The following is a 21,726-nucleotide window of genomic DNA, read 5'->3' on the forward strand; positions in this document are numbered from 1 at the left end:
AAAGATTAATAGCTGCTCAAAATTACTAAAAAAGCTAAAGGGTATGAATTGATAAAGGTTGAATACGACATAAATACTAGGAGATAAAAATGCATATTGTTAAAAGAATTAGCACTTTAGAAAAGTATTTAAAAGCATTCGATTTACATGATTATTGGGTAGGGTTTAAAATGATACCTTTTGCAATTTTTAATGACAGGATTGTCTATTTATTTAATCATCCTAATTATACAGATCATAATCCTAAATCATATGTAGTTCTTGAAAAAACGGATGATTTCAACGGGTGTACACTTATCTTATTTGAGAAAATACCTACTGCTATTATCGATATTTCATATTACGATACAGATGAATTATTATATTCAATTTTAGTGCATGAATTATTTCATGGTTTTCAATATCTTAATGAGGAATCAAGGTTTGCCAATGAAGTAGTGGGCGCTACATATACAAATCACCCAGAAAATATTGAAATAAGAAATCAAGAAAGGATCGCACTATGGAATGCACTTAACGTCCAAGAAATATATGAAAAAGAATACTATACTCAACAATTTGTATCATTTAGAAAAAGTAGACAAGAGAAATTCCCAGAATATGTAGCGTATGAAAATTTTCTTGAAACAATTGAAGGCACAGCATTTTATATAGAATATCAGGCTTATCAAAACGTCATGCCTGATGATATACTGAGTGATTTTATCCATGATCTGCACGATATTGAAGCTTCGACACTGAATATTCGACAAAGTTGTTATTCATCTGGATTAACGTGCTGCCTATTGCTTGATATATTTGAACCAAATTGGAAGAAAGATTTTTTCTGTACATCCAAGCCATTATTTGAAATCCTTTTACAGTATGTTAGTACCATTCCGGTCCCATCCATTGAAATCAGTGAAAAAGCATTTCAGTTATCGAAAGAAATGGATATACGTAAACAAAAGGAAATCGAAAATTTTACAAAGAAAAATGTCTCAAAAATCGTAGCAATCGGTTCTATCAAAGTTGTAGGATTTGATCCAATGAATATGGTTGTAATGAATGAGCTGACATTCCATAAAACATTTGTAAAGCTACAAGTAAAAGATGATGTCATGACAATAAATCAACCAATTGTAATTAAAAAAATGGATGAAGAAAACACCATATTTTATTTAGAACTAGCAAATCAACCTGCTGTTGATGAACCGTCAATATGCATAAAAGAAATGGGAAATTTAATAGGTGAATTGGTTTCGATGACTGAGAAAACCTTTGTGTTAAAACTGTAAATTCGTGACATCATCCAGAGGCTTGATCTTGTCTAGTTGTTCATAAAACAATAAATATATTATGTAAACTAATGAGAGGATCGAAAATAAAGCACGAATTAGCATAGCATTTACAAAGTGATAAACTTTTAAAAAGGGGATAAGAAAATGGCTCATTTCTATTTATCTGATTTATTACAGCGTTGCAACTATAACATGAATAAAACATTACTTATTCGTCATTCATTAAAACACGAGCGATTTATCAAAGCGTATCGCGACGGCTTTTTACGTGAATATACGCAAAAACAACCGCTTCATTTTTTTGATGCTTATGATTATGTGATTGTCTTTTCAGCAGATGATCGTACAACTGCTAAGTATTTAACATCGTATGAAGTGAGACATGGAGAGGTACCAAATGTTTCCGAAGATTGTTCGCCATTTTTGCTAGAGCCTTATAAAGATGAAATCATGCACCCTTTATTTGAAATCCCAACTGATCCATTACGTCCATATGAAAATAAATTATTTATTGAATGGGGCAAAGCTGCTGTAAAATGGTATCAAAAAGGAACGAACGAAAAAATCATCACCCAGCTAGTTAATACGAGTCAATTTGTCTTTCCAGGATATGAAAATGTTCTATTAACTTTTGATAAGCTACAAGAAATCGTTGATGATCCTCAAACATATGCGGACTGGCATATTGCTTTAAGCTCGATTAATGCGATTTACGCTATCACGGATTGCTCTAACGGAAAAATATATATCGGTTCTTCCTACAATAAAAACGGTTTACTCGGTCGGTGGTCAGATTATGCGACAACGTTTCATGGAGGCAATCTAGCTTTTAAGCAGCTACATGCCAACAATCCCAAAACGCATTTACAGTTCCAATATACAATTTTAAAAGTGCTGCCAAAAGATATCACAGCATTAGAAGCGATTGAAATTGAAAACAGTTTTAAACGTAAGCTACAAACCATTCCATTTGGCTATAACCATAATTAAAGACATTGAGGTGAAGACATGCTTGCTGATGTACACGGTAAAATAAATGAATCTAGTAATAACTTATTAGATTCATTAGTGGTGCTATTAGTAGGGAGCGAGAACAAGGAATTAGAATAAAGGAGAAAGATATTATGACAGAATGTATAGATTGGAAAAACAATGCTCGAGGGCATAGATTTATAGCTTCTTTTAGCGGAGGGAAGGATAGTGTCTTAGCTCTATATAAAGCAGCGAAGGTTGGGGAAGCGATTGGACTGATCGTCATGCTGGAGGAAGAAGGGAAACGTTCTAGATCTCATGGAATGCCTCCAGAGCTTATATGTGCCCAAGCAAAGTCTATCGGGTTGCCTGTTTATACTGCCGCTTCAAGCTGGACAGATTATGAAAAAGAATTTATGCGCCTTTTAGAAAATGCTAAAAATCAAGGTGCAGAGGTGTTAGTAACTGGCGACTTAGATATGCCTGCACATGGCTGTTGGCATGAAAAGGTTACAAACAATGCTGGATTAAAGCTTGGCATGCCTTTATGGGAAATGAACCATCGGGAAGCTGTTGAAGAATTCATAAATTTAGGATTTGTAACGATCCTTGTAACGGTAAATTTATCATTGGGAATGCGAGAGGAAGATTTAGGGCGGACGTTAACCCATGAATACGTGAAGGAGCTTGAAGCTCGTGGTATTGACCCTTGCGGAGAAGGCGGAGAGTTCCATACTACCGTATTAAATGGGCCAATTTTTAAAAATCCGATTCCAGTTCGTAAAGGGGATATTATTAAAGACGGGGAATATGCTTTTTTGCCTTTAGAGCTAGTTTAGAACGAAGGCAGAGCGAGAGGATGAACTAAACCCTTTTGCCTCAGCTCATATATTAGCTTTTTAAGGTGAAATGGCAAAATAGGCCGCTTCACGAAATAAGTTGTCAAATAGGCGATTTACTAAGCCCATCAATATCGTAGCCTTTGAAGTATTTTTCTTCTTTCGCAAGTTATTTCTTTCCTTTTCTCCTTAAAATAATTTATAGTCAATGTAGTCGGATATTTAGGAGGAAATTATGGGAAGATTAGTTCATTTTGAAATTCATGTAAGTGACATGGAACGCGCAAAAGCATTTTATGGAGAGGTTTTCGGATGGACCTTTCAAGATTGGAGTGATTACGCCGGAATGCCTTACTTTGGTGCAGTGACTGGTAATGACGATGAACTTGGAATCAATGGTGCTTTAATGCAACGTCAAAGTTCTCCTCCTGAAACAAATCAAGCTTTGAATGGATTTGCTTGTACCATGGGTGTGGAAAATTACGACAGTACGGAAGCTAAAATTATCGAGAATGGCGGCACGGTCGCAATGCCAAAGTATGCACTACCTGGAATGGCGTGGCAAGGATACTATCATGATACCGAAGGCAATATTTTTGGCATTCATCAACCTGATGTAAATGCAAAATAGAATCTTTGAACTACACTCACCTCTATGAGTGGGAGTAGTTCAAGGATTTAGGACTGAAAACCCAAATTAACACAACAAAACGAATAGTATTATTCTTTAAAATACATACTACCAATCAGCATGCTAAAAGTATTTGATTATCTGGGCTGATTAGTCGTGCCAATGTTAGTTGTAGAAGGTAGTAGCTTATACAATCATGTAAAGGGTGAGGGGAAGCCCATTTTCTTTATTCATCCTCCATTACTGACAAGCACAACTTTTGTTTATCAAGTTGAACAATTATCTAAAAAATATAAAAGTGATCACCTTTGATATTGAAAAGCTACCTTACTCTGTAAAATTAAAGACAAGTGAATGTATTACAAAACAGTAGTATCAAGGGGTTGTCTTTAATGTCACACATTATATTAAATAATTTTAGTACATCACTCATAAAAAGTGGTGTACTTTTTTGTTTATTAGACCTCTAAATGAACTCATTTGCTACCACATTTCCCTAACAGTACCACTTATGGTATATTAACTTCAACGATTTATTACGTCATGGTGTAGCAATCATTCAGTCGGCAGAGGTGAACAGAATGAAGAATAGCAGGCGAAAGAACTGGGGGACTTTGCAGTATCACATCTCAATGAAGGATCAGGAATACTACCGCCGCAATAACTTGATCACTTCGTGGATGTCCGTATACGATGTACGCACTGCCAAAGGGATATACCGGCTCGATTTGGAAGACTATGCGCGTGAGGTGGTTGTGGCGAATTACTTGCTAGACTGCAACCGGGAGCGCAATGCGGAGAAGGTACGCAAATGGCAGACAGCTAAACAAGCGTTCCGTACGTCGGATCGGGTAACGTTCGGTACGAAGCGGAGGCTCGTTGTTTTCGAACAGCAGCCCCCTTGTACCAATTGGACATAAGGGGCTGGAACTATCGTCCGTTCGTCGGATTGTCGTCGATCAGCAAGCGATAGCGCGCTTAGATTTAAAGCAAAATCTCAATTTTCCCTGTCCATTTTCTTGACATAGTATCACTTAACTTCATGGGTATGGGGTAGCACTACATCGCCATCAAGCTAAAGAATCAAAATCCCCACATAACGAAAATTTTATTCATTATTGACTACTGATAATGAGATTTATGTAAATTAAACGAAAAGGTTCGGAAAAATTCCGTGCCTTTTTATTATTTCTTCCTCTAGTTGTCATTTAATCCTTGACTTAGAGTTAAGTCTAAGTAGTAGCATGTAAAGAAAGGAGGAAATGAAAATGTATAGTATATCAGAAGCGGCTATAAAAACAGGATTCACGGCTCATACTTTGCGCTATTATGAAAAGATTGGTCTACTGTCTTCTCCATTAAGAAAAGGTGGGAAAAGAAGATATACAGAAGGTGAAATTAGATTACTTAAATTCATGAAAATGTTAAAGCAAACAGGGATGTCTTTAGAAGATATCCAAGAATTTTTAAAGGATGGTTGTCTTCTAGAAAATATTGATTCTAATGACATCCAGTTAAAAAAGATTCAAATCCGAGTAGATATTTTAAAGAAACACCTACTCCTTTTAGAAGAGCAGAGACAAGAGATTGAAACGGTTATGAATGTGGCGAAGGTGAAATTAGAGACATATGAAACGATGATAGGAGACTTAAAAGGTGAAGAGTAAGATATATCTTATGTTAATAGGCTTTGCTGTATTTACAGGGGCTACTTTCAACCTGGCTAAGTATTCTGTTCACTATTTCTCAGCTGCAAGTGCTGCAGCATGGCGATTTGGTATAGCTGCATTGGTTATGGTACTTATCTTGGGATTTCAAAAACAAATAAAGATAAGAATCATTAAGACTCATTGGAAAATGTATATCTTACTTGGTATTATAGGCATCTTTGGATTCAACGCTTTTTTCTTTTTAGGGATGAAGTATACTTCACCTTTAAATGGGGCATTGATTATGGGAACTAATCCTTTAGTAACTGCACTTTTTTCATATTTTATTTTAAAAAATCCGATTACAAAACAGCAAATGCTTGGCATGGCTTTTGCTTTAGTAGGTGTTATATTAGTGCTTACTCAAGGTTCATTAGAAATTATTCGAACTTTATCTATTTCTAAAGGTGATTTACTTATCTTAGCAGGGAATATATGTTGGGCTTTATACGGTGTATTAGGAAGAAAATATTTAAATGGTAGTTCTTCAATGGAGACAACCACGTATACGATGGTAATTGGGGCTCTTTGCCTTACGATACTAGCGGTCTTTTTACCAAGTCCTCACCCTTTATCTTACGTTACGTTCTCAGCTTGGGGTGCTATTTTATTCATGGCTCTATTTACGAGCGTATTAGGCTACCTTTGGTGGAATAAAGGTATGGCCACTATTGGTGCAAGTAACACGTCTTTATTTTTCAACTTAGTTCCAGTAGTCACGATGATTCTTTCTATCATAACTGGTGCTACTATTTCATTACCTCAAATAGTAGGTACATGTTTAGTTATTTTAGGAGTTCTAACAGCTTCTGGATTCTTACGTTTGAAAAGAAAACAAAAAGTTTCAGCTTCATTATAAGAATAAATTTAGATAAAGACTATATATGGGTAGCACCACATCACTATCAGGCTAAGGTTTTACACTACCCATAAAGCAAAAAAGACGTTATCCTTCCTGTAGAATCATAAGAAAGGATGGCGTTTTTTATGGATCTTTCGATTCTTGACGAACTTCAACCGATTGCTGAAGAATTACAACGACAGCACCAACAAAACGCGAATTTCGTACGCTAAGGTACAATCGATCTTGATTCCTAAAAACACAATAGGAAGAAATTTATCAGAAATATTTTTAGTTTATTTAAAACAGAGAAACACCATAGTAAATGTTTCTTGTCCATTTAAGAAATCCACTCCTACACGTCCTTTTTCACTTTATGTTTTTCTCTTAATTGTCTCCTTTAACACCATTATTATGTGTTTGTGTCCCACACGGTTTTTCACGGCTAATCATTTGTGACGAAGCTAACATGATGGCGATTTACCAATTCCTTGAGGGAAATAAATAAACATAGAGCTAGATTCAGAAAACTCATTTTCAATGATAACTTGCAAATGAGTTTTATGTACTCTTGAATGTTTCCAGGTCAACTTTGTTTAATATAATAACGACAACCTTTAGATAAAAACGATCTTCGCTATAGCTTTACCTTACCGTATAATAATCGTGTGCACTTTCATGAAGAATGGATGAAAGGACTCGGTCAAAAGCTGAGATAGGGGACAAGACAAATTAATGGGGGAAGCATCATTATATGAAGCTCCAAATCTAAAATGGATTGAAGGAGATTAGAAACCAAATAGTTCAAACTAGGAAACGCACTAAGAAAATGTTTAAAAAAAAGTCGAATTCCTGTACGAAAAGGAACCGACTTTGTTAGATGTATAGAAATTAAAAGAATCCACAGTCAAAAAAATTATGTATAACACATTGAAACAAATAATCTTTTGTGTTAAATTTAGATAGATAGACATTATACAAATGAAATTCAGCGGGATATCCCTATTTTAATTATATAATGAAATCTATCCTTTCGTCAACTCTTATATTTATTTTTTTAAGGAGTGGTTGCTATGAATTCGAAAATTGAGCAGGAGAAAACAGCAAACAGATTGGAGGACCTATGTAGTTTGCATCCAGAATTCTGAAGGACGTTGGATGGAGATAACAAATTAGAGAGACTTCACAAAGAAGTAATTGTGATGAAAAACATAGAAATTATATAGAAAGTAGGAATGATTTTATTGTCGGAGAAAACCCATTCTTTAGAGAAAAAAGCGCCATACGGCATGATTGCCATTTTATTTATTGGTGCCTTTGTTGCTATTTTAAATGAAACATTACTAAACATTGCCCTTCCATCTATTATGGAAGAATTCGAAGTGAAAGCCACGGCAGTGCAATGGCTCTCAACGGGCTATATGCTAATTAACGGTATTTTGATACCCGCGAGTGCGTTCTTTATTCAGCGCTTTTCTGATAAAAAGTTATTTATAACAGCCATGTCATTGTTTACTTTAGGAACGTTCCTAGCTAGTATCGCACCTGCGTTTGGTGTGTTATTAGGGGCTCGAATGATTCAAGCTGCAGGATCCGCCATTATGATGCCGTTATTAATGAATGTCATGCTTACTGCTTTTCCAGTCGAAAAAAGAGGGGCAGCGATGGGGATGTTTGGACTTGTTATGATTACAGCTCCAGCGATTGGTCCGACTCTTTCAGGATGGTTGATTGAGCATTACAATTGGAGAATGTTATTTGATCTTGTTCTGCCAATTGCCATTTTAACCTTAATTTTTGCAGCCTTTAAATTAAAAGATATAACACCACAACGTGCTATTAAACTTGATGTTTTTTCTCTTGTTTTATCTAGCATAGGATTTGGTGGCTTGCTTTATGGCTTTAGTTCCGCGGGGGAAAAAGGATGGGATAGTCCACTTGTTTACGGCACGATTATTATTGGTACACTTGCTTTAATTACCTTTACACTTCGTCAACTTCGATTGGATGAGCCTATGCTTGAGTTTCGTATCTTTAAATATCCAATGTTTGCCTTATCTTCGGCCATTTCAATTGTCATTGCTGTCGCAATGTTCTCGGCCATGATCTTGATGCCCATTTATGTACAAACAATTCGTGGGATTTCACCAATGGATTCTGGCCTACTAATGCTTCCTGGAGCTATTGTTATGGGGATTATGTCGCCAATTACAGGGAAACTCTTTGATAAGTATGGAGCAAGAATTTTGGCTGTGATCGGTTTGACCATTACCATTGTGACAACTTATTACTTTAGTAAAATTAGTATGGATACAGCTTATTCTACACTTGTTTTGCTGTATACTTTACGTATGTTTGGGATGTCAATGGTCATGATGCCAGTCATGACAAATGGTTTGAATCAATTGCCAGCGCATAATAATCCTCACGGAACAGCTATGAATAATACACTACAACAAGTATCTGGTGCAATTGGTTCCGCGGTGTTGATTACCGTAATGAACCATCAAACGACTGCAAAAGCAGAGGAACTAGCTGCTGACGCAATGGCAAACATGAGTGCAAATGCAGTTCAACCATCAGCACAGGCTGCAGCTGAAATGCAACAACACATCATGAATGAAGCGATGTTACATGGTATTAATTTTACCTTTTTCATTTCAACATTAATTGCAGTTATCGCCCTTATTCTTGCATTCTTTATTAAAAGAGTTAAACCTCCTCACGAGGTTAAGACGGATGGGGAACATTTAGAAACTGTTAATGAGCAATAATTAAGCTAGAAAACGGGTGATGCTTACCTCAAGCAACACCCGTTTTTATTTGTTTGAAATTGTGCGCAGACTATTTCTTTCATGATTTATCGAACTGAAAATATAAAAATAATTCTGGAAATTAAATTGACAATGGAAACAAATTACAATATAATCTGATTGATTCGTCAATCATTTTCTGAAAGGAGTTTCTAAATGGAGCCTAAACTTACTATTGATGAAAAAAAGAAAATAAAAAGATCTACTATTCTAAACGCCGCAATCAAATTATATAGCGAGAATGGTTTTGCAGAGACAAAAGTTGCCGAAATAGCGAAGGAGGCAGGCGTTAGTTTTGGTACTGTATTTACGTACTTTGATTCAAAAGAAGCTCTTTATGAATCAGCGTTTTTAGAGCCATTGGAGGAAATCAAAACATATTTTATCGAGATAGAAAAACACTTTAAAGGTGAGCCTCTTGAAGTCGTGAAGGAAATGATAGATTGCCATGTACAACTGTTTTCAAAGAGAAATGAATACCTTCGTATAATTCAGCAGGTTCTTGCGAGACCTGATCGATTTCCAAAACTTTTTAATGAACTAAACGATTTCGTAAATGGCTTTATCGTCAGTATTCATCCAGTTATTGAAGTCGGGCAAAAGCTTGGTTACTTTTATGAAGAACCAACGTCATTAATTGCTAAGTCATACTTATCCATCTTAAATGGGATGCGCTTAACGTTTGTAGATGAATCTACAAGCTTGATATGGAAGGATATAACGCGACAAGCACTAAGATTATTTGGTCCTATCATTAATGAGGGGTGATTGATATGAATTTGAGAGAGATCCATCCAAATGTCAAACTTCGTCTAGCTATGCAATTTCTAGGCGGCCTTATTTCGATGGCTGTCATACCTTTTCTAGCAATCTATTTTTCTCAAAAAATCGGCGCTACAAAAACAGGTATTATTCTTATTATCATTGTGATAAGTGGGGTCATTGGTGGATTAATCGGAGGTCATGTCTCAGACAGAATAGGTCGAAAAAAAATAATGATTTATTCTGAACTGGGTCTATTGCTTTCATATCTGTTTATAGCATTTTGTAATTCCCCTTGGTTTGACTTACCATATTTATCTGCAGCATTTTTTATCATCAATATGTTCTGGGGTGGAATGTTTCAACCAGCAGCACAGGCCATGATTATTGATATTACTAATTCCGAATCGCGTAAGGTTGTATTTACAATTTGCTATTGGTTAGCTAATTTAGCAACTGCTATTGGAGGAATTATTGGCGCATTTCTTTTCAAAAATTACTTATTCGAATTATTTATTGGGATATCACTCATCTCTTTATTATCTGTATTAATAACCTTATTTTTTATTACGGAAACCTACACACCCGAACCTTCTTCTAAGACTTCAAATCAAACACAAAAATTTGCATTAAAAGCGATGTTTAAAAACTTTTCTACCGTGTTAAAAGATAAGCTGTTTATGTTGTATATTTTGGGAGCAATTTTTATTTTTTCTTTGGAACAGTCATTAACTAACTATATTGGGATTCGTCTCGAAAAAGATATACCTCATCAGTCAGCTTCATTGTTTGGAATAGATTTCATACTTGATGGCACAAAGATGCTAGGTTTTCTTCGAACGGAGAATACAATTCTTGTAGTCCTCCTATCCGGTGTCGTATTATTCGTATTTAAAAAGTGGCGTGATCGTTGGACTTTAGTTACAGGGATGTTAATATTTTCGATCTGTTTTAGTGTTTTTGCCTTTACAAATAGCGTGTTGATTCTTTTTATTGCTATGTTTATTGGAACAATTGGTGAACTGATGTATGTTCCTATTAAACAAGCGATGATAGGGGAAATTGCACCACCAAACGCTCGTAGCACCTATATGGCTTTTAATAGTATGACGATCTATGGAGCAATAGTTGTTTCTTCGCTGCTGATCATCGTTGGGGAGTGGATTCCTCCAGTATATATGGGAGGATTGCTTCTTGTACTAGGATTAACGGGTACATTTTTGTTCTACATAATAACAAAAACACTAGAATCTAAAATAAGTGAGGAAAATGAAAGGAAAATACCTGTTTAGAATGAAAGGATATCCTCCTCAGAAAACAAAAAAGTAAATTTTTGTTTTCTAGGGAAAATAATTATGAATGCAATCGAGTAGTTTTCATAGTCAATTGTCTCAGGCTTTAAGTGGGGCGAATTCTAACAGGGAAGCCAGAATAATAAATCATACGAAAGTGAGTTGCAAATAATAGTGGAGATAATGAGTAAGGTTCATGTTTGGATGGGAATTAGCAACGTAGATAACGATACTTTTAATGCGTATTTTAAAATCGATTATAGTGATCCAGACATGGATATTGATGATCCAAAATATAAAATATGTGAATTTTGTAGGGATATTAATGAAAAATTTTATGACGAGGATTGGATTGGTGTCTACTGGCAAGATAAATTAACAGACGTGGATGAATTTATTGAGGAACTATCAGTAGAGGGTGAGAAGATGGTTGAAATAAAAAAGATCTGTATTCACAAAGGAATAGAGAAAGTAAACACAATGTTTTATTATTTTGATCCGGAAATAGAAATTACTGATGTTAACAAGCTTTATAATGGACTGCATTATATCGGATTATTCGATACCGACTTTTAGTGCAGTAAGTGTGTTAAAAGAGGAGGAAATTCCTTAGTAATAGGTGGTGTTTCTGCTCAAGAAAAGGAGCTGTTTCTAAGTTGCTTGGGAATATCCTTCTGCTCAAATGGCAAGAGATACTCGACATTTATAAAAAAGTTTGATTAAAAATCCTGTGTTGATAAATGCAGGATTTTTTCTTGTACCACAAACTTGTGAGTTTTCCTCGCAAAACAGGCGGTTAATAAGTTAATTGAGACCACAATGAATATCTTTTCCTTCGAAACGTCTAAAATGTAAGAATTGTAAAAATATTCATAATATCTTATTATAGTACTGTAAATGCTTTCATTGATAAGTGAGGAGGATGACAGTGTTAAGAGCATTAAGAGTAGGTCTAGTTATTGAGCGAGCGAATCGGAAAAATTTAGTCGCACTATTAGCTGTTGTTATGATCGTTTTTGGCTTTATGTTTTATATAAATGCACAAGCCGTTGGTAATCAAATTGTCGAGAAAAAGGGTGATTATTATTCAGCACAAGCTATACTATCAAAGTTTCAAATTAAAGATGCCTCAGAAACAGGTGACGGAAGCGACTTATATAAAAATTTAGTTAAACAAAAAAGCACTATTGCTTTACAAATAGCATCATTAACGATGGACAAACAATCTATATATTATGAGACTTCACTTAAACTTGCAGAATTAAGACAAGAAGCATTCGAATTAGAAGGATATGAAAATGTTGCAGAATTATTACCTTCTAAATTGCAAAATTCGATGGACTATCTTTATTTTAAGAGGATGGTTGATGAGGGAAAGGATACAATATCCAATTTATTTCAGTACATGCCGTTTTTATTATTTTTCTTTTTACACGTTGGAGCAGGCTGGTACATATTTATTAGCTTCCATACAAGTTCTATTTTGCTTGATGATTTTGAGCATTCTAGTATAATTCAGGGCTTTCCTGTCCGATTCGATCACTATATTTTATCTAAATGCATCATTGCTTTTTTAACCATAGTTACAAGTATTTTACTCATTTTTATTTGTGCAATTCCATTGTGGATCATAAATGGACTTGGAAACCCATCAGAGCCTGTTGGGATCTATGTAGGAAATGCCACATTAATATCTACGATTCAATATATTGCAATGAGCGTTGGTTATATGCTATTAATTTCAATTTTTGTAATGCTATTGTCGATTATTTTAAATGTGTTACTGAAAAATATGTATTTAACATTATTTGTACACTTTATTTTATTCTTTTTACCGATGATTTTTCCATCTCTTATTAGTTTATTACCCTATAATCCTTTTAATTTCATGAATTTCAATGATATTTTACTAGGCGTACCAGTAGATTTAGCGAAGCCTGTAGATATTACTATGAATTTAGGCTTAATCATTATATGTATAAGTATTATTTTAATGTTATTCGTTATTAAAACATTTTTCTCAACAGGAAAAATCAATAGGGTATAGGGGGTATTAAGCATGTGGAGTTATTTTAAATTTGAATTCAAGCAGTTTTTTACGAATAAGAAAAACGTAGCCATCTATTTTTTACTTGCTTTTGCAACCTTTTTTTATGTATTTAAAATAGCGCCAACTTACAATCCGATAGAAAGAGTTGACTATGATGAAATTGAGGCGCGCTATTTAACACGTCAGGAATTTTTAGATCATATGGAAGGACAAGATTTAAATAATGTACATCCTTCCGTTATTTATGCTATTGAAATATTTAAGGAAATTAACCCTATAGATAAAGGAAGATTAGATGCATTAGATGAGGGCAATTTTAAAAAATATGCAGATTTAACTAGCGATTGGTACTACTTTACGAATTCGATTACATATAGAAATGAGGTATTTTCATATAACTCAAAGTATTTTATAAAAAATAACAAGTATGCAGAAGATGATGCCTTTTACGCCTATTTAGAGCAGGCTGTCCGTTATGATGCTTATTCGAAAGCAGATTATGAGTTATCATTGGAAATTTTTGAACAACGTACAGCGCTTCAAACGTTCGAACGCCTATTAAAGGGTGTACTTCCTATTATTTTAATTGTCTGTGTCCTTCTTTTATCAATTGATATTGTTAAAAAAGATCAACGTCATCCATCTATTTTAAAGGGATTTCCGATTAGTGATTGGAAAAAGCTACTTGTGAAAATGTTCGTTGCACTACTAGGTAGCATGGTATTATTTGTACCGCTTATAGTTGGCGTCTTTATCATAGGCTTACAATCCGGTTTTGGGAATTTCAATTTACCATCTCCTGTGTATGCAGCTCATCTTGATTGGCGTGTGGACGGTAAATTTGAAATGATGACATTAGGTACGTTTTTAGGACAATCTTTCATTTTGCTTTTTACCTGGTTTATCGTCATGATCAACGTTGTGCTATTATGCAGTATTATCTTCCGCAACGAGATGGTAAATTTCGCTGTTGGCTTGCTCCTTATTTTCGGCGAGAATTTTTATTCCAGCCGTTACGTCGGCTATTTTTGGGACGTTCAAAACTATCCGACATCTTACATTCAAGTCGGACAAATTATTTCAAAAAGGCGAAATTTTTATTATATGAACGATCAGTTAGATTTTACTTTAGGATTACAGCTGTTACTTGGACTTGCAGGGGTGATCATTTTTTTAATGATACTGATTGCATTGAATAGGCGATATAAGCTAATTAAATAGGAGGCGTAAAGATGCTTGAAGTTCAAAATATAACCGTGCAATTTGGGGGAAATAAAGTGTTAAATGATATTTCAATGACATTTGAGCAAGGAGAAATGATCGGGCTTGTTGCACCAAATGGAACGGGAAAATCCACATTTATGAATGTATTAATGAATTATGTGAAACCTATGAAAGGAAAGGTAGTTTTCAAAGATGGTCTAAGCTACTCGAATAAATCAAATGAAGTGAAAATTCATCAATTCGTGTCGATGATGCCAGATCAAAGTGACTTGTATAATCACTTAAGTGGGCGCGAGCATTTAAAAATGTTTGCAACCATGTGGCAATCCGATATAAAACTGATTGATGAAACAATCGAAGCATTAAATATGGGGCATTATGTGAATAAAAAAACCGGCACGTATTCCCTTGGTATGCGCCAACGTTTATGCTTTGCAATGCAAATCGTCTCAAATACGGAAATTATGATGATGGACGAAGTAATGAACGGACTTGATCCAAATAATGTAGAAATAATTTCGAAAATATTAGTAAAGAAAAAGGAGGAAGGTAAGATTATTATTATTGCCTCCCATTTACTTGATAATTTAGAGAAATATGCAGACCGAATTTACTTATTTAATAATGGAAAGCTAGTTAATACCAATCAAGTAATAGAAGGATTTAGTCAATCGCATATTAAAACTATTCGAGTAAAAAACATGGAAGGTAATACTATAAAACAACTTCTCGAGCTATTTCCAAATCTAGAACTTCAAACACTTACAAATGGAATGACACTAATTCATTTACCAAGTTCTGAAGCAAGTTTATTAAGTTCGCTTACATCTTTTTTAGTTGAGAGAAATGTGGTGGATTTTGCATTTGGGAAAGTTACATTAAATGATTTGTATTCGATGTATTATCATGAAGATAGCATTGGAGACAGCCAGTTAAAAAAGAACAACCACTTTAATTATGAGGACTAAAAATCAGCTTAATATAGGGATTTAAAAAAAGAAAGTCCTAACTTTTACGCCCTTGTATTTGGACAATAAAATTAGGCCTTTCTTTACTTCGAGACATTAAAGTAGGGATATTTGAAATTGAAATCTGTAGATTCTTGTCCATATACATTAAGATGGTTCAAGCAAAACTACAAGGATTAGGTTTTAAAATTCTCGCTCTTTTTATTGCGTACATTCCAGTTTAAGCTTTAATTATTCAAACTTGCTTTTCTCTGTTAGTGAAGCTGGTGCTAAAGCGAATGCATCTGTTTAAGTTTGGCTGAAACGGCAAAAGTAAACGGGATCAATAGCGAAACTTTGGAAATATTTACATATAACCTATAATTATCTACAGAAACAAATTTCTGGTAAGGGCTTGTTTATAATAATTATTCGAGGTAACTAAATGAAAAGAAAATACAATCTCCTGTTTTCACCCTTGATAGTGGCGTTAGTTACTACATTCATTATTCAATTCATTGAAGAGAAGCCAGAATCGGAATTAATCGGATTCACAATGTTTGAAAATCTCATGTATCTGCATTCATTTTTTTAGGTCTCTATTTATTTACAATAATCGTTGCAGCACCTATTGATCTTTATTTAATGAATAGGTTAAAAAACAAAATACTATACTTTATCCTATTCAATAGCATCGGTTTAGTGTTGATCGTGTGTCTTAACGTGTGGGTATTGAAAAATAACGATCTAAAATCTTTGTTTTTAATTTTCCCATTATTTGCTATACTTTCATTATCAGTTGAAGTCTATTTCAAAAAATGATGTTGTGCTTTGAATTTATCATAAATCACAACATGAATATACTTTGTTGTGATGTTTGCAGTTTCATACTTTTCATCTCGTAAAACAATGGTTAATCATACTAGTATTTTATTAAACAAAAAGAAGGATTTTTAGAATTTGAGTAGAATATTTTATAGTATCCCAGGAAATGTTTGGAGGTAGCAATGATGTTACTTTATAATTGATCGATCATCTCCCTAAAAAATTATTAAATAATTTAGGAGTTGATATATGATGATTTATAAAAAATCTATAGATGGAATTTCTTCTGATATGTTGAATGGCTTTTTTGTTGATTGGCCAAATCCGCCAAATCCACAAACTCATTTAAAGTTGTTAAAAAACAGTAGTAAAGTGGTTATTGCTATAGATGATCACACTAATCAAGTAGTAGGATTTATAACAGCAATTAGCGATGGCGTTCTATCTGCCTACATTCCGTTCCTTGAAGTGTTGCCAGCGTATAAAAAGAAAGGTATTGGCAAGGAATTAGTAAAACAAATATTAAAAGAACTTGATGATATATATATGATTGATTTGTGTTGTGATGATGACTTAATTCCTTATTACGAGAATTTTGGCATGATAAAATCAAACGGAATGCTCGTAAGAAATTACGAAATGCAGTCGGGAATTTCAAATAAGTAGCGATCAGCAATAGCTCATTTAGCAACGAAAGAATAACGATTTAGACACCAAGGATTCTGCTTTGGTGTCTTTGTCATTTTATGATTTACATATAATTATCCACAATCTTGCTTTACAGAAATAAAATATTATTTGATAATAATTGCTTAACATAGATTTAACACAAACCTTTTTATAATAAGAAAATGAGGTGATGACGATATGAGAATTCTAGTTGTTGAAGATGAGATAGATTTACAGGAAGCTATCTCAGAGGGACTTAGAATTGAAGGGTATGCAGTTGATACATGTAGTAATGGAGAAGATGCTTATGAACTGGCGTACGTTGAAAACTATGACTTAATAATACTTGACTTAAATCTTCCGAAAATGGACGGATTAAAGGTTTTAGAAAAGATACGAGAAGAAAATAACGAATTAAAAGTCTTAATCCTTAGTGCAAGAAGTAGCGTAAACGACAAAGTTAAAGGCTTAGATATTGGTGCGAATGATTATTTAACTAAGCCATTTGAATTTGCAGAATTGGAAGCAAGAATAAGAAATTTATTAAGGCGAAAATTTGTGCAGGAAAATAGCCTTTTATCTTGCGGTAACATAAATGTTGATTTATCTAAACGCACCGCATTTGTGGATGAAAAAGAGCTGATACTCACAAAAAAAGAATTCGCATTGCTTGAATACTTTCTGCTAAATCAAGAAAAAGTAGTCAGTCAAGAAGAGTTGATTGAACACGTTTGGGATGGAAATGCCGATAGCTTTAGTGGTGCTATTCGCGTTCATATCGCTACATTACGAAAAAAAATGAAAGTTCTTTTAGATTATGATCCAATACGTACAAAGATTGGTGAAGGGTATTTTATAACTAAAAATGATGGTGACGCTTGATGTTCAAAAAAATGCCAATTCGGCTGCGATTTACTGTAATGATGATCATTTTATTAACGATTTGTTGTATAGGACTTACATTAATACTGAATTTTTCTGCTGGTATAATGGCTACAAGAATTGATGCAGCCACTTTACTACCTGCACAAGTGGTTGGTGAAGATAACAATAATATGGACAGTCTCCAAACGCCACCAGATGTCATGATGCTTACACCATCTGAAGAATCACAACAAGCAAGAACGGACTTTAAGATGAATAGTATTGTTTATCTGCTTATAGTTATAGTCGGTGGTGGCGTATTGACATACTATATATCGGGCAAAGTGTTAAAACCACTTGATATACTAAATAGTCAAATTAAAAATAGGACTGTACATAATTTATCGGAAACGATGGACATTCCTTCAACCAATGATGAAATAGCTGAACTAACACAGTCCTTTAATGAAATGACGAATAAGCTAAACGATACTTTTATGATGCAAAGTCGCTTTTCTGCAAATGCAGCTCATGAACTTCGAACGCCACTTGCGGTTTTAAAAACAAAGGTGGATGTATTTAAAAAGAAACATACACATTCTGCAGAAGAATATAATGCGCTGATTTATGTTTTTGAAAAGCAAATACAGCGACTTTCTGAGCTTGTTAGTAGCCTTTTGAATATGACAAATATGAATGATGAACTTGCGAATGAAACGATTTGCTTGAAGGATGTTTTAGAAGATATTGTTTCTGAGCTTTCTCATATTGCTGAAGAAAAAGATGTTACATTATATTTGGATTGCGATGAAAGCGTTGTTTACGGTAATACCGACTTACTATATCAAGCGCTTTATAATATTGTTGAAAATGGTATTAAATACAATATTGACGGTGGTATGGTAATCATTACTGTTAAAACGGATAAAAAGCAGGTAGTCGTTGAAATTAAAGATACGGGAATCGGGATCCCTGATGAGGAAAAAAAGAATATATTTGAGCCGTTTTATAGAGTGGATAAATCACGTTCTCGTGAAATGGGCGGTTCAGGATTAGGACTTTCTATTGTGCATAGTATTATACAAAAGCATAACGGAAACATCTTAATTACGGATCATGAAAACGGCGGTACTTGTTTCGAAATTACGCTTGGCAAAATAAAATAAGAAAAAGAAAAGGCTTTGAATGGCAGCTAAAACTGTTTATTTAAAGCCTTTTTTTGTGAATTTATAAAAACTATTCCTCTTAACATGGATTTAACATGAATTATTATAAACTGGTGATATCAAGTAGAAAGGTTGCAAGCTATGCCGATGAAGTCTGTGGTACAAACGATGGCAGACTTTCTCTTGTGAAGAAAATAGATGACTAAATCAGATAGGGGGATAGTAAAAATTACAGGTGAACCAACTCTAAGGTTACAATGAACATTTTAAGAGTAATTTCGAAAATCAGAACGGTTAACATAGTTACACATCTTGGGTAGTAACTAAAAACATTCTAGGAGGAATTTATGATGAAGAAAAAATTAACAATTACGACATTGGTGCTAGGATTATCGATTGTTGCAGGATCTGCATATGCTGCTAGCAACAACGACATGTGGGCAACTACTAAATCCAGCGAACCTGTCAACTTAGAAGAGATGGCGAAAGAAAAAGGAATCACAGTAGACGAATTGATTGCTCAACTTGAAAAAGAAGGCAAACTAACAAAAGCGGCTAATGTAACTGAATCTACGAAAGCTGAAGGCACAATTGAGTCAGATACGGCCAGCAAAACTAGTGAAGTCACAAATTCTAGCGAACCTGTCAACTTAGAAGAGATGGCGAAAGAAAAAGGAATCACAGTAGACGAATTGATTGCTCAGCTTGAAAAAGAAGGCAAACTGACAAAAGCTGAAAAAGTAACAGAATCTATGCAAGCAGAAAAAAATAAGTAACATATAGAGAGTACCTGGAGCTGTCTCAAAAGTTACTTCTACTATGGAGAAACTTTCGAACAGCTCTGTTCACTTTGTTCAGCAATAAATGAAGGAAGGCCCAGTGAACAAACGGCAAGTAATTTGCAAAGTAATTCTTTGGGATTTCTTTACTAAAATTGGTAATTGCGATACCATATAAGCATGGAGATGTACGAAAGGAGCATGGACTTTAATGGGAGATATTCTTTAATGGCTTAGTATTTGTATGGAGTTATTGATTCCCCCTTCATTAAAAGAGGGGTAATTTTCCATTTTAATTTACACCATTTTAGGATTGCTGGGTTCATGTACTATAAACTCACCGAGCGAATGCCTATTAGGTATTCTTTCTTATTATCGAAATTTCCGATGGGACGACTCGGTGAACCTAGAGATGCTGCAAAGTTAGTCGTCTTTTTAGCAAGTAATGAATCTGAATGGATTACGGGACAAATTATTCATTCAGATGGAGGGTTCTGGTGATTTTAACGGCTTAAAACAGTTTCGGAATAGGGTACTATTCAGAAGTACTAATAAAAGTCCAATTTCCTTTAATATGGAGAAATTGGGCTTTTTATATTTATTTATGGTGCAAAATAATCCCTAAAGTGACAGTCTAAGGAATTATGGAATGTCTACAATTTAACGATCATGGTAAATAGAATACTCGAATGAGTAATGAAAATGAATAATTAATAATATCAATTCTCGAATTAATATTATTGATTTTTTTAATTAAAAAATTTAAATTTTATTATTTGTATTTTCTATTCCTTGTTGTATAATCAAGTTAACTAGAAGGAAGGGATTTCATTATGGCTTATCAAGTAATCACAAATTGTCCTGTTTGCAGTAAAACATTGAAAATCACAAAATTGCAGTGCTCTCATTGTCACACTACGATTGAAAATGAGTTTGAATTATCTAAACTGGCATCGTTATCAAAGGAACAGCTTCATTTTGTGGAAGTATTTTTAACATGCAGAGGGAATATTAAAGATGTTGAAAAGGAACTGGGAATCTCGTATCCAACGGTTCGAGGCAAGCTAACAGACATCATTTCATCTCTTGGATATGTGCAGAAGAAGAAAAATGAAGTAGACGAGAAAAAAGTTGTTACCATGTTGGAAAATGGCGAAATCACACCAGAAGAAGCCATTAAGCTCTTAAAAGAGGAATAGGGAGGAATTTATCATGAACGAGGAAATTACTAAAGTGTTAACAATGATACAAGATGGGAAGATTGATGCCGATCAGGGATCCGAACTGATTCAAGTGTTAAAAGAGAAAGAAGAAACAACTAACAAGCCCAAATATTTAGATAAAACATTAAAAATCCGTGTGGTATCAACCGAAAATGATAACGTCATGGTCAATTTGCCGATAAAACTTGTCAAGGCAGTATTAATGGCTGGACATAGCATCGCAGCGAGTATTCCTCAATCGGAAAAATACGTGAAAGATATTGACATAAACCTTCTTATTGAAGCAATCGAAAACGAATTAGATGGCCAAATTGTTGATATTAAATCAGCGAACGGGGATACCGTTTCGGTCATCATTGAGTAGTGATTTGCTTATGATGCATGTAAAAGTGAAAGCAAAAGATGTTCGGTTTACCATCCCAATTCCATATGCTATTTTAAATATCGTGATTTCAATTTTGTCTTCAAAATTTATTCAGCAAAATGTAAACAAGTGGACGAAAGTGCACTTCGAAAGAAAAAAACTGGACTTTACCTTTCCGCTAATAGACAAAGAAACACTAAAGCCTATCGTCAAGGAACTTAAAAATTATAAGGGAATCGTGCTAGTAGATGTCAAAGCTAAGGACGGCACTGAGGTTAAGGTTAAACTATAATTAATAATAGAATACACCAACCACTTAAATCCTTAAAAAGCGAGGGAAATCAATTTTAGAAACGGTGATTTCTCGCGCTTTTCTTATGTGAAATTTATTTCATTTTGCTTGGAAAATATACTTATGTCCCAGCCTGTTTTAGTCTTTTGCAAAAGAGCTACGTAATTCCCACAGCTATCTAATC

Annotated in this window: 20 protein-coding genes and 1 pseudogene; all 21 read left to right on the forward strand. The window is 34.2% G+C overall.

The window, feature by feature from the left end; translation table 11 throughout:
- Positions 1-89: 89 nt before the first annotated feature.
- The 21 genes and pseudogenes from BFJ97_RS08685 to BFJ97_RS08785 all read left to right on the forward strand — a co-directional run bounded on the left by BFJ97_RS08685 (position 90) and on the right by BFJ97_RS08785 (position 21,542).
- Entirely contained in the window at positions 90-1,277 is a 1,188-nt protein-coding gene (locus BFJ97_RS08685) for a hypothetical protein (RefSeq protein ID WP_068984249.1), read from the forward strand.
- A gap of 147 nt (positions 1,278-1,424) precedes the next feature.
- Positions 1,425-2,270: a GIY-YIG nuclease family protein gene (locus BFJ97_RS08690; protein ID WP_068984250.1), complete on the forward strand. Its 846-nt coding sequence runs from the start codon at positions 1,425-1,427 to the stop codon at positions 2,268-2,270.
- A 134-nt stretch (positions 2,271-2,404) separates the two neighbouring features.
- Positions 2,405-3,091 carry a diphthine--ammonia ligase gene (locus tag BFJ97_RS08695; protein ID WP_068984251.1) on the forward strand — a complete coding sequence of 229 codons (687 nt, stop codon included), beginning with the start codon at positions 2,405-2,407 and terminating at the stop codon, positions 3,089-3,091.
- 235 nt (positions 3,092-3,326) lie between these two features.
- Positions 3,327-3,722: a VOC family protein gene (locus BFJ97_RS08700; protein WP_068984252.1), complete on the forward strand. Its 396-nt coding sequence runs from the start codon at positions 3,327-3,329 to the stop codon at positions 3,720-3,722.
- A gap of 1,262 nt (positions 3,723-4,984) precedes the next feature.
- Positions 4,985-5,389 (forward strand): MerR family transcriptional regulator, encoded by a 405-nt coding sequence (locus BFJ97_RS08710; protein WP_439097997.1) that lies wholly within the window; start codon positions 4,985-4,987, stop codon positions 5,387-5,389.
- The gene (locus BFJ97_RS08715) at positions 5,379-6,290 is read left to right on the forward strand and encodes a DMT family transporter (protein ID WP_139114402.1); all 912 of its coding nucleotides are present in this window, start codon (positions 5,379-5,381) and stop codon (positions 6,288-6,290) included. The genes BFJ97_RS08710 and BFJ97_RS08715 overlap by 11 nt, the downstream gene beginning before the upstream one ends.
- 1,226 nt (positions 6,291-7,516) lie before the next feature.
- A complete protein-coding gene (locus tag BFJ97_RS08720) occupies positions 7,517-9,046 on the forward strand; it encodes a DHA2 family efflux MFS transporter permease subunit (RefSeq protein ID WP_068984255.1) in 1,530 nt (509 codons plus the stop codon).
- A gap of 195 nt (positions 9,047-9,241) precedes the next feature.
- Complete coding sequence (locus BFJ97_RS08725) at positions 9,242-9,853, forward strand: TetR/AcrR family transcriptional regulator (RefSeq protein ID WP_068984256.1); 612 nt, start codon at positions 9,242-9,244, stop codon at positions 9,851-9,853.
- Positions 9,854-9,858: 5 nt separating this feature from the next.
- The gene (locus BFJ97_RS08730; protein WP_068984257.1) at positions 9,859-11,139 is read left to right on the forward strand and encodes an MFS transporter; all 1,281 of its coding nucleotides are present in this window, start codon (positions 9,859-9,861) and stop codon (positions 11,137-11,139) included.
- Between the two features lie 183 nt (positions 11,140-11,322).
- Entirely contained in the window at positions 11,323-11,715 is a 393-nt protein-coding gene (locus BFJ97_RS08735; RefSeq protein WP_083226968.1) for an immunity 22 family protein, read from the forward strand.
- 346 nt (positions 11,716-12,061) lie between these two features.
- Positions 12,062-13,186 carry an ABC transporter gene (locus BFJ97_RS08740; RefSeq protein ID WP_175401720.1) on the forward strand — a complete coding sequence of 375 codons (1,125 nt, stop codon included), beginning with the start codon at positions 12,062-12,064 and terminating at the stop codon, positions 13,184-13,186.
- Between the two features lie 12 nt (positions 13,187-13,198).
- Positions 13,199-14,410: an ABC transporter gene (locus tag BFJ97_RS08745; RefSeq protein ID WP_068984260.1), complete on the forward strand. Its 1,212-nt coding sequence runs from the start codon at positions 13,199-13,201 to the stop codon at positions 14,408-14,410.
- 11 nt (positions 14,411-14,421) lie between these two features.
- On the forward strand, positions 14,422-15,381 hold the full coding sequence (locus BFJ97_RS08750; RefSeq protein ID WP_068984261.1) for an ABC transporter ATP-binding protein: 960 nt from the start codon (positions 14,422-14,424) through the stop codon (positions 15,379-15,381).
- Positions 15,382-16,437: 1,056 nt separating this feature from the next.
- Positions 16,438-16,851: a GNAT family N-acetyltransferase gene (locus BFJ97_RS08755; RefSeq protein ID WP_068984480.1), complete on the forward strand. Its 414-nt coding sequence runs from the start codon at positions 16,438-16,440 to the stop codon at positions 16,849-16,851.
- 201 nt (positions 16,852-17,052) lie between these two features.
- Positions 17,053-17,736, forward strand: a complete 684-nt coding sequence (locus BFJ97_RS08760; protein WP_068984262.1) for a response regulator transcription factor — start codon at positions 17,053-17,055, stop codon at positions 17,734-17,736.
- Positions 17,736-18,884 carry a sensor histidine kinase gene (locus BFJ97_RS08765; RefSeq protein ID WP_068984263.1) on the forward strand — a complete coding sequence of 383 codons (1,149 nt, stop codon included), beginning with the start codon at positions 17,736-17,738 and terminating at the stop codon, positions 18,882-18,884. The genes BFJ97_RS08760 and BFJ97_RS08765 overlap by 1 nt, the downstream gene beginning before the upstream one ends.
- A gap of 347 nt (positions 18,885-19,231) precedes the next feature.
- Positions 19,232-19,660, forward strand: a complete 429-nt coding sequence (locus tag BFJ97_RS08770) for a hypothetical protein (RefSeq protein WP_139114403.1) — start codon at positions 19,232-19,234, stop codon at positions 19,658-19,660.
- A 366-nt stretch (positions 19,661-20,026) separates the two neighbouring features.
- Positions 20,027-20,164, forward strand: a pseudogene (locus BFJ97_RS23525) (SDR family oxidoreductase); the annotation flags it as partial.
- A 332-nt stretch (positions 20,165-20,496) separates the two neighbouring features.
- Positions 20,497-20,862 carry a DUF2089 domain-containing protein gene (locus tag BFJ97_RS08775; protein WP_068984265.1) on the forward strand — a complete coding sequence of 122 codons (366 nt, stop codon included), beginning with the start codon at positions 20,497-20,499 and terminating at the stop codon, positions 20,860-20,862.
- 13 nt (positions 20,863-20,875) lie between these two features.
- The gene (locus BFJ97_RS08780) at positions 20,876-21,250 is read left to right on the forward strand and encodes an SHOCT-like domain-containing protein (protein WP_068984266.1); all 375 of its coding nucleotides are present in this window, start codon (positions 20,876-20,878) and stop codon (positions 21,248-21,250) included.
- Positions 21,251-21,260: 10 nt separating this feature from the next.
- On the forward strand, positions 21,261-21,542 hold the full coding sequence (locus BFJ97_RS08785; protein WP_068984267.1) for a hypothetical protein: 282 nt from the start codon (positions 21,261-21,263) through the stop codon (positions 21,540-21,542).
- Positions 21,543-21,726: the final 184 nt, after the last annotated feature.

Origin of the sequence: Lysinibacillus xylanilyticus, assembly GCF_001708185.1 — a bacterium.
In the GTDB taxonomy this organism is placed as follows: Bacteria; Bacillota; Bacilli; order Bacillales_A; family Planococcaceae; genus Lysinibacillus; species Lysinibacillus xylanilyticus_A.

Excerpts from the sequence above, each read along its gene's own strand:
- BFJ97_RS08685 (WP_068984249.1), top strand. The coding sequence starts at position 90 with ATGCATATTGTTAAAAGAATTAGCACTTTAGAAAAGTATTTAAAAGCA.
- BFJ97_RS08690 (WP_068984250.1), top strand. The coding sequence starts at position 1,425 with ATGGCTCATTTCTATTTATCTGATTTATTACAGCGTTGCAACTATAAC.
- BFJ97_RS08695 (WP_068984251.1), top strand. The coding sequence starts at position 2,405 with ATGACAGAATGTATAGATTGGAAAAACAATGCTCGAGGGCATAGATTT.
- BFJ97_RS08700 (WP_068984252.1), top strand. The coding sequence starts at position 3,327 with ATGGGAAGATTAGTTCATTTTGAAATTCATGTAAGTGACATGGAACGC.
- BFJ97_RS08710 (WP_439097997.1), top strand. The coding sequence starts at position 4,985 with ATGAAAATGTATAGTATATCAGAAGCGGCTATAAAAACAGGATTCACG.
- BFJ97_RS08725 (WP_068984256.1), top strand. The coding sequence starts at position 9,242 with ATGGAGCCTAAACTTACTATTGATGAAAAAAAGAAAATAAAAAGATCT.
- BFJ97_RS08730 (WP_068984257.1), top strand. The coding sequence starts at position 9,859 with ATGAATTTGAGAGAGATCCATCCAAATGTCAAACTTCGTCTAGCTATG.
- BFJ97_RS08735 (WP_083226968.1), top strand. The coding sequence starts at position 11,323 with ATGAGTAAGGTTCATGTTTGGATGGGAATTAGCAACGTAGATAACGAT.
- BFJ97_RS08740 (WP_175401720.1), top strand. The coding sequence starts at position 12,062 with ATGACAGTGTTAAGAGCATTAAGAGTAGGTCTAGTTATTGAGCGAGCG.
- BFJ97_RS08745 (WP_068984260.1), top strand. The coding sequence starts at position 13,199 with ATGTGGAGTTATTTTAAATTTGAATTCAAGCAGTTTTTTACGAATAAG.
- BFJ97_RS08750 (WP_068984261.1), top strand. The coding sequence starts at position 14,422 with ATGCTTGAAGTTCAAAATATAACCGTGCAATTTGGGGGAAATAAAGTG.
- BFJ97_RS08755 (WP_068984480.1), top strand. The coding sequence starts at position 16,438 with ATGATTTATAAAAAATCTATAGATGGAATTTCTTCTGATATGTTGAAT.
- BFJ97_RS08760 (WP_068984262.1), top strand. The coding sequence starts at position 17,053 with ATGAGAATTCTAGTTGTTGAAGATGAGATAGATTTACAGGAAGCTATC.
- BFJ97_RS08765 (WP_068984263.1), top strand. The coding sequence starts at position 17,736 with ATGTTCAAAAAAATGCCAATTCGGCTGCGATTTACTGTAATGATGATC.
- BFJ97_RS08770 (WP_139114403.1), top strand. The coding sequence starts at position 19,232 with ATGATGAAGAAAAAATTAACAATTACGACATTGGTGCTAGGATTATCG.
- BFJ97_RS08775 (WP_068984265.1), top strand. The coding sequence starts at position 20,497 with ATGGCTTATCAAGTAATCACAAATTGTCCTGTTTGCAGTAAAACATTG.
- BFJ97_RS08780 (WP_068984266.1), top strand. The coding sequence starts at position 20,876 with ATGAACGAGGAAATTACTAAAGTGTTAACAATGATACAAGATGGGAAG.
- BFJ97_RS08785 (WP_068984267.1), top strand. The coding sequence starts at position 21,261 with ATGATGCATGTAAAAGTGAAAGCAAAAGATGTTCGGTTTACCATCCCA.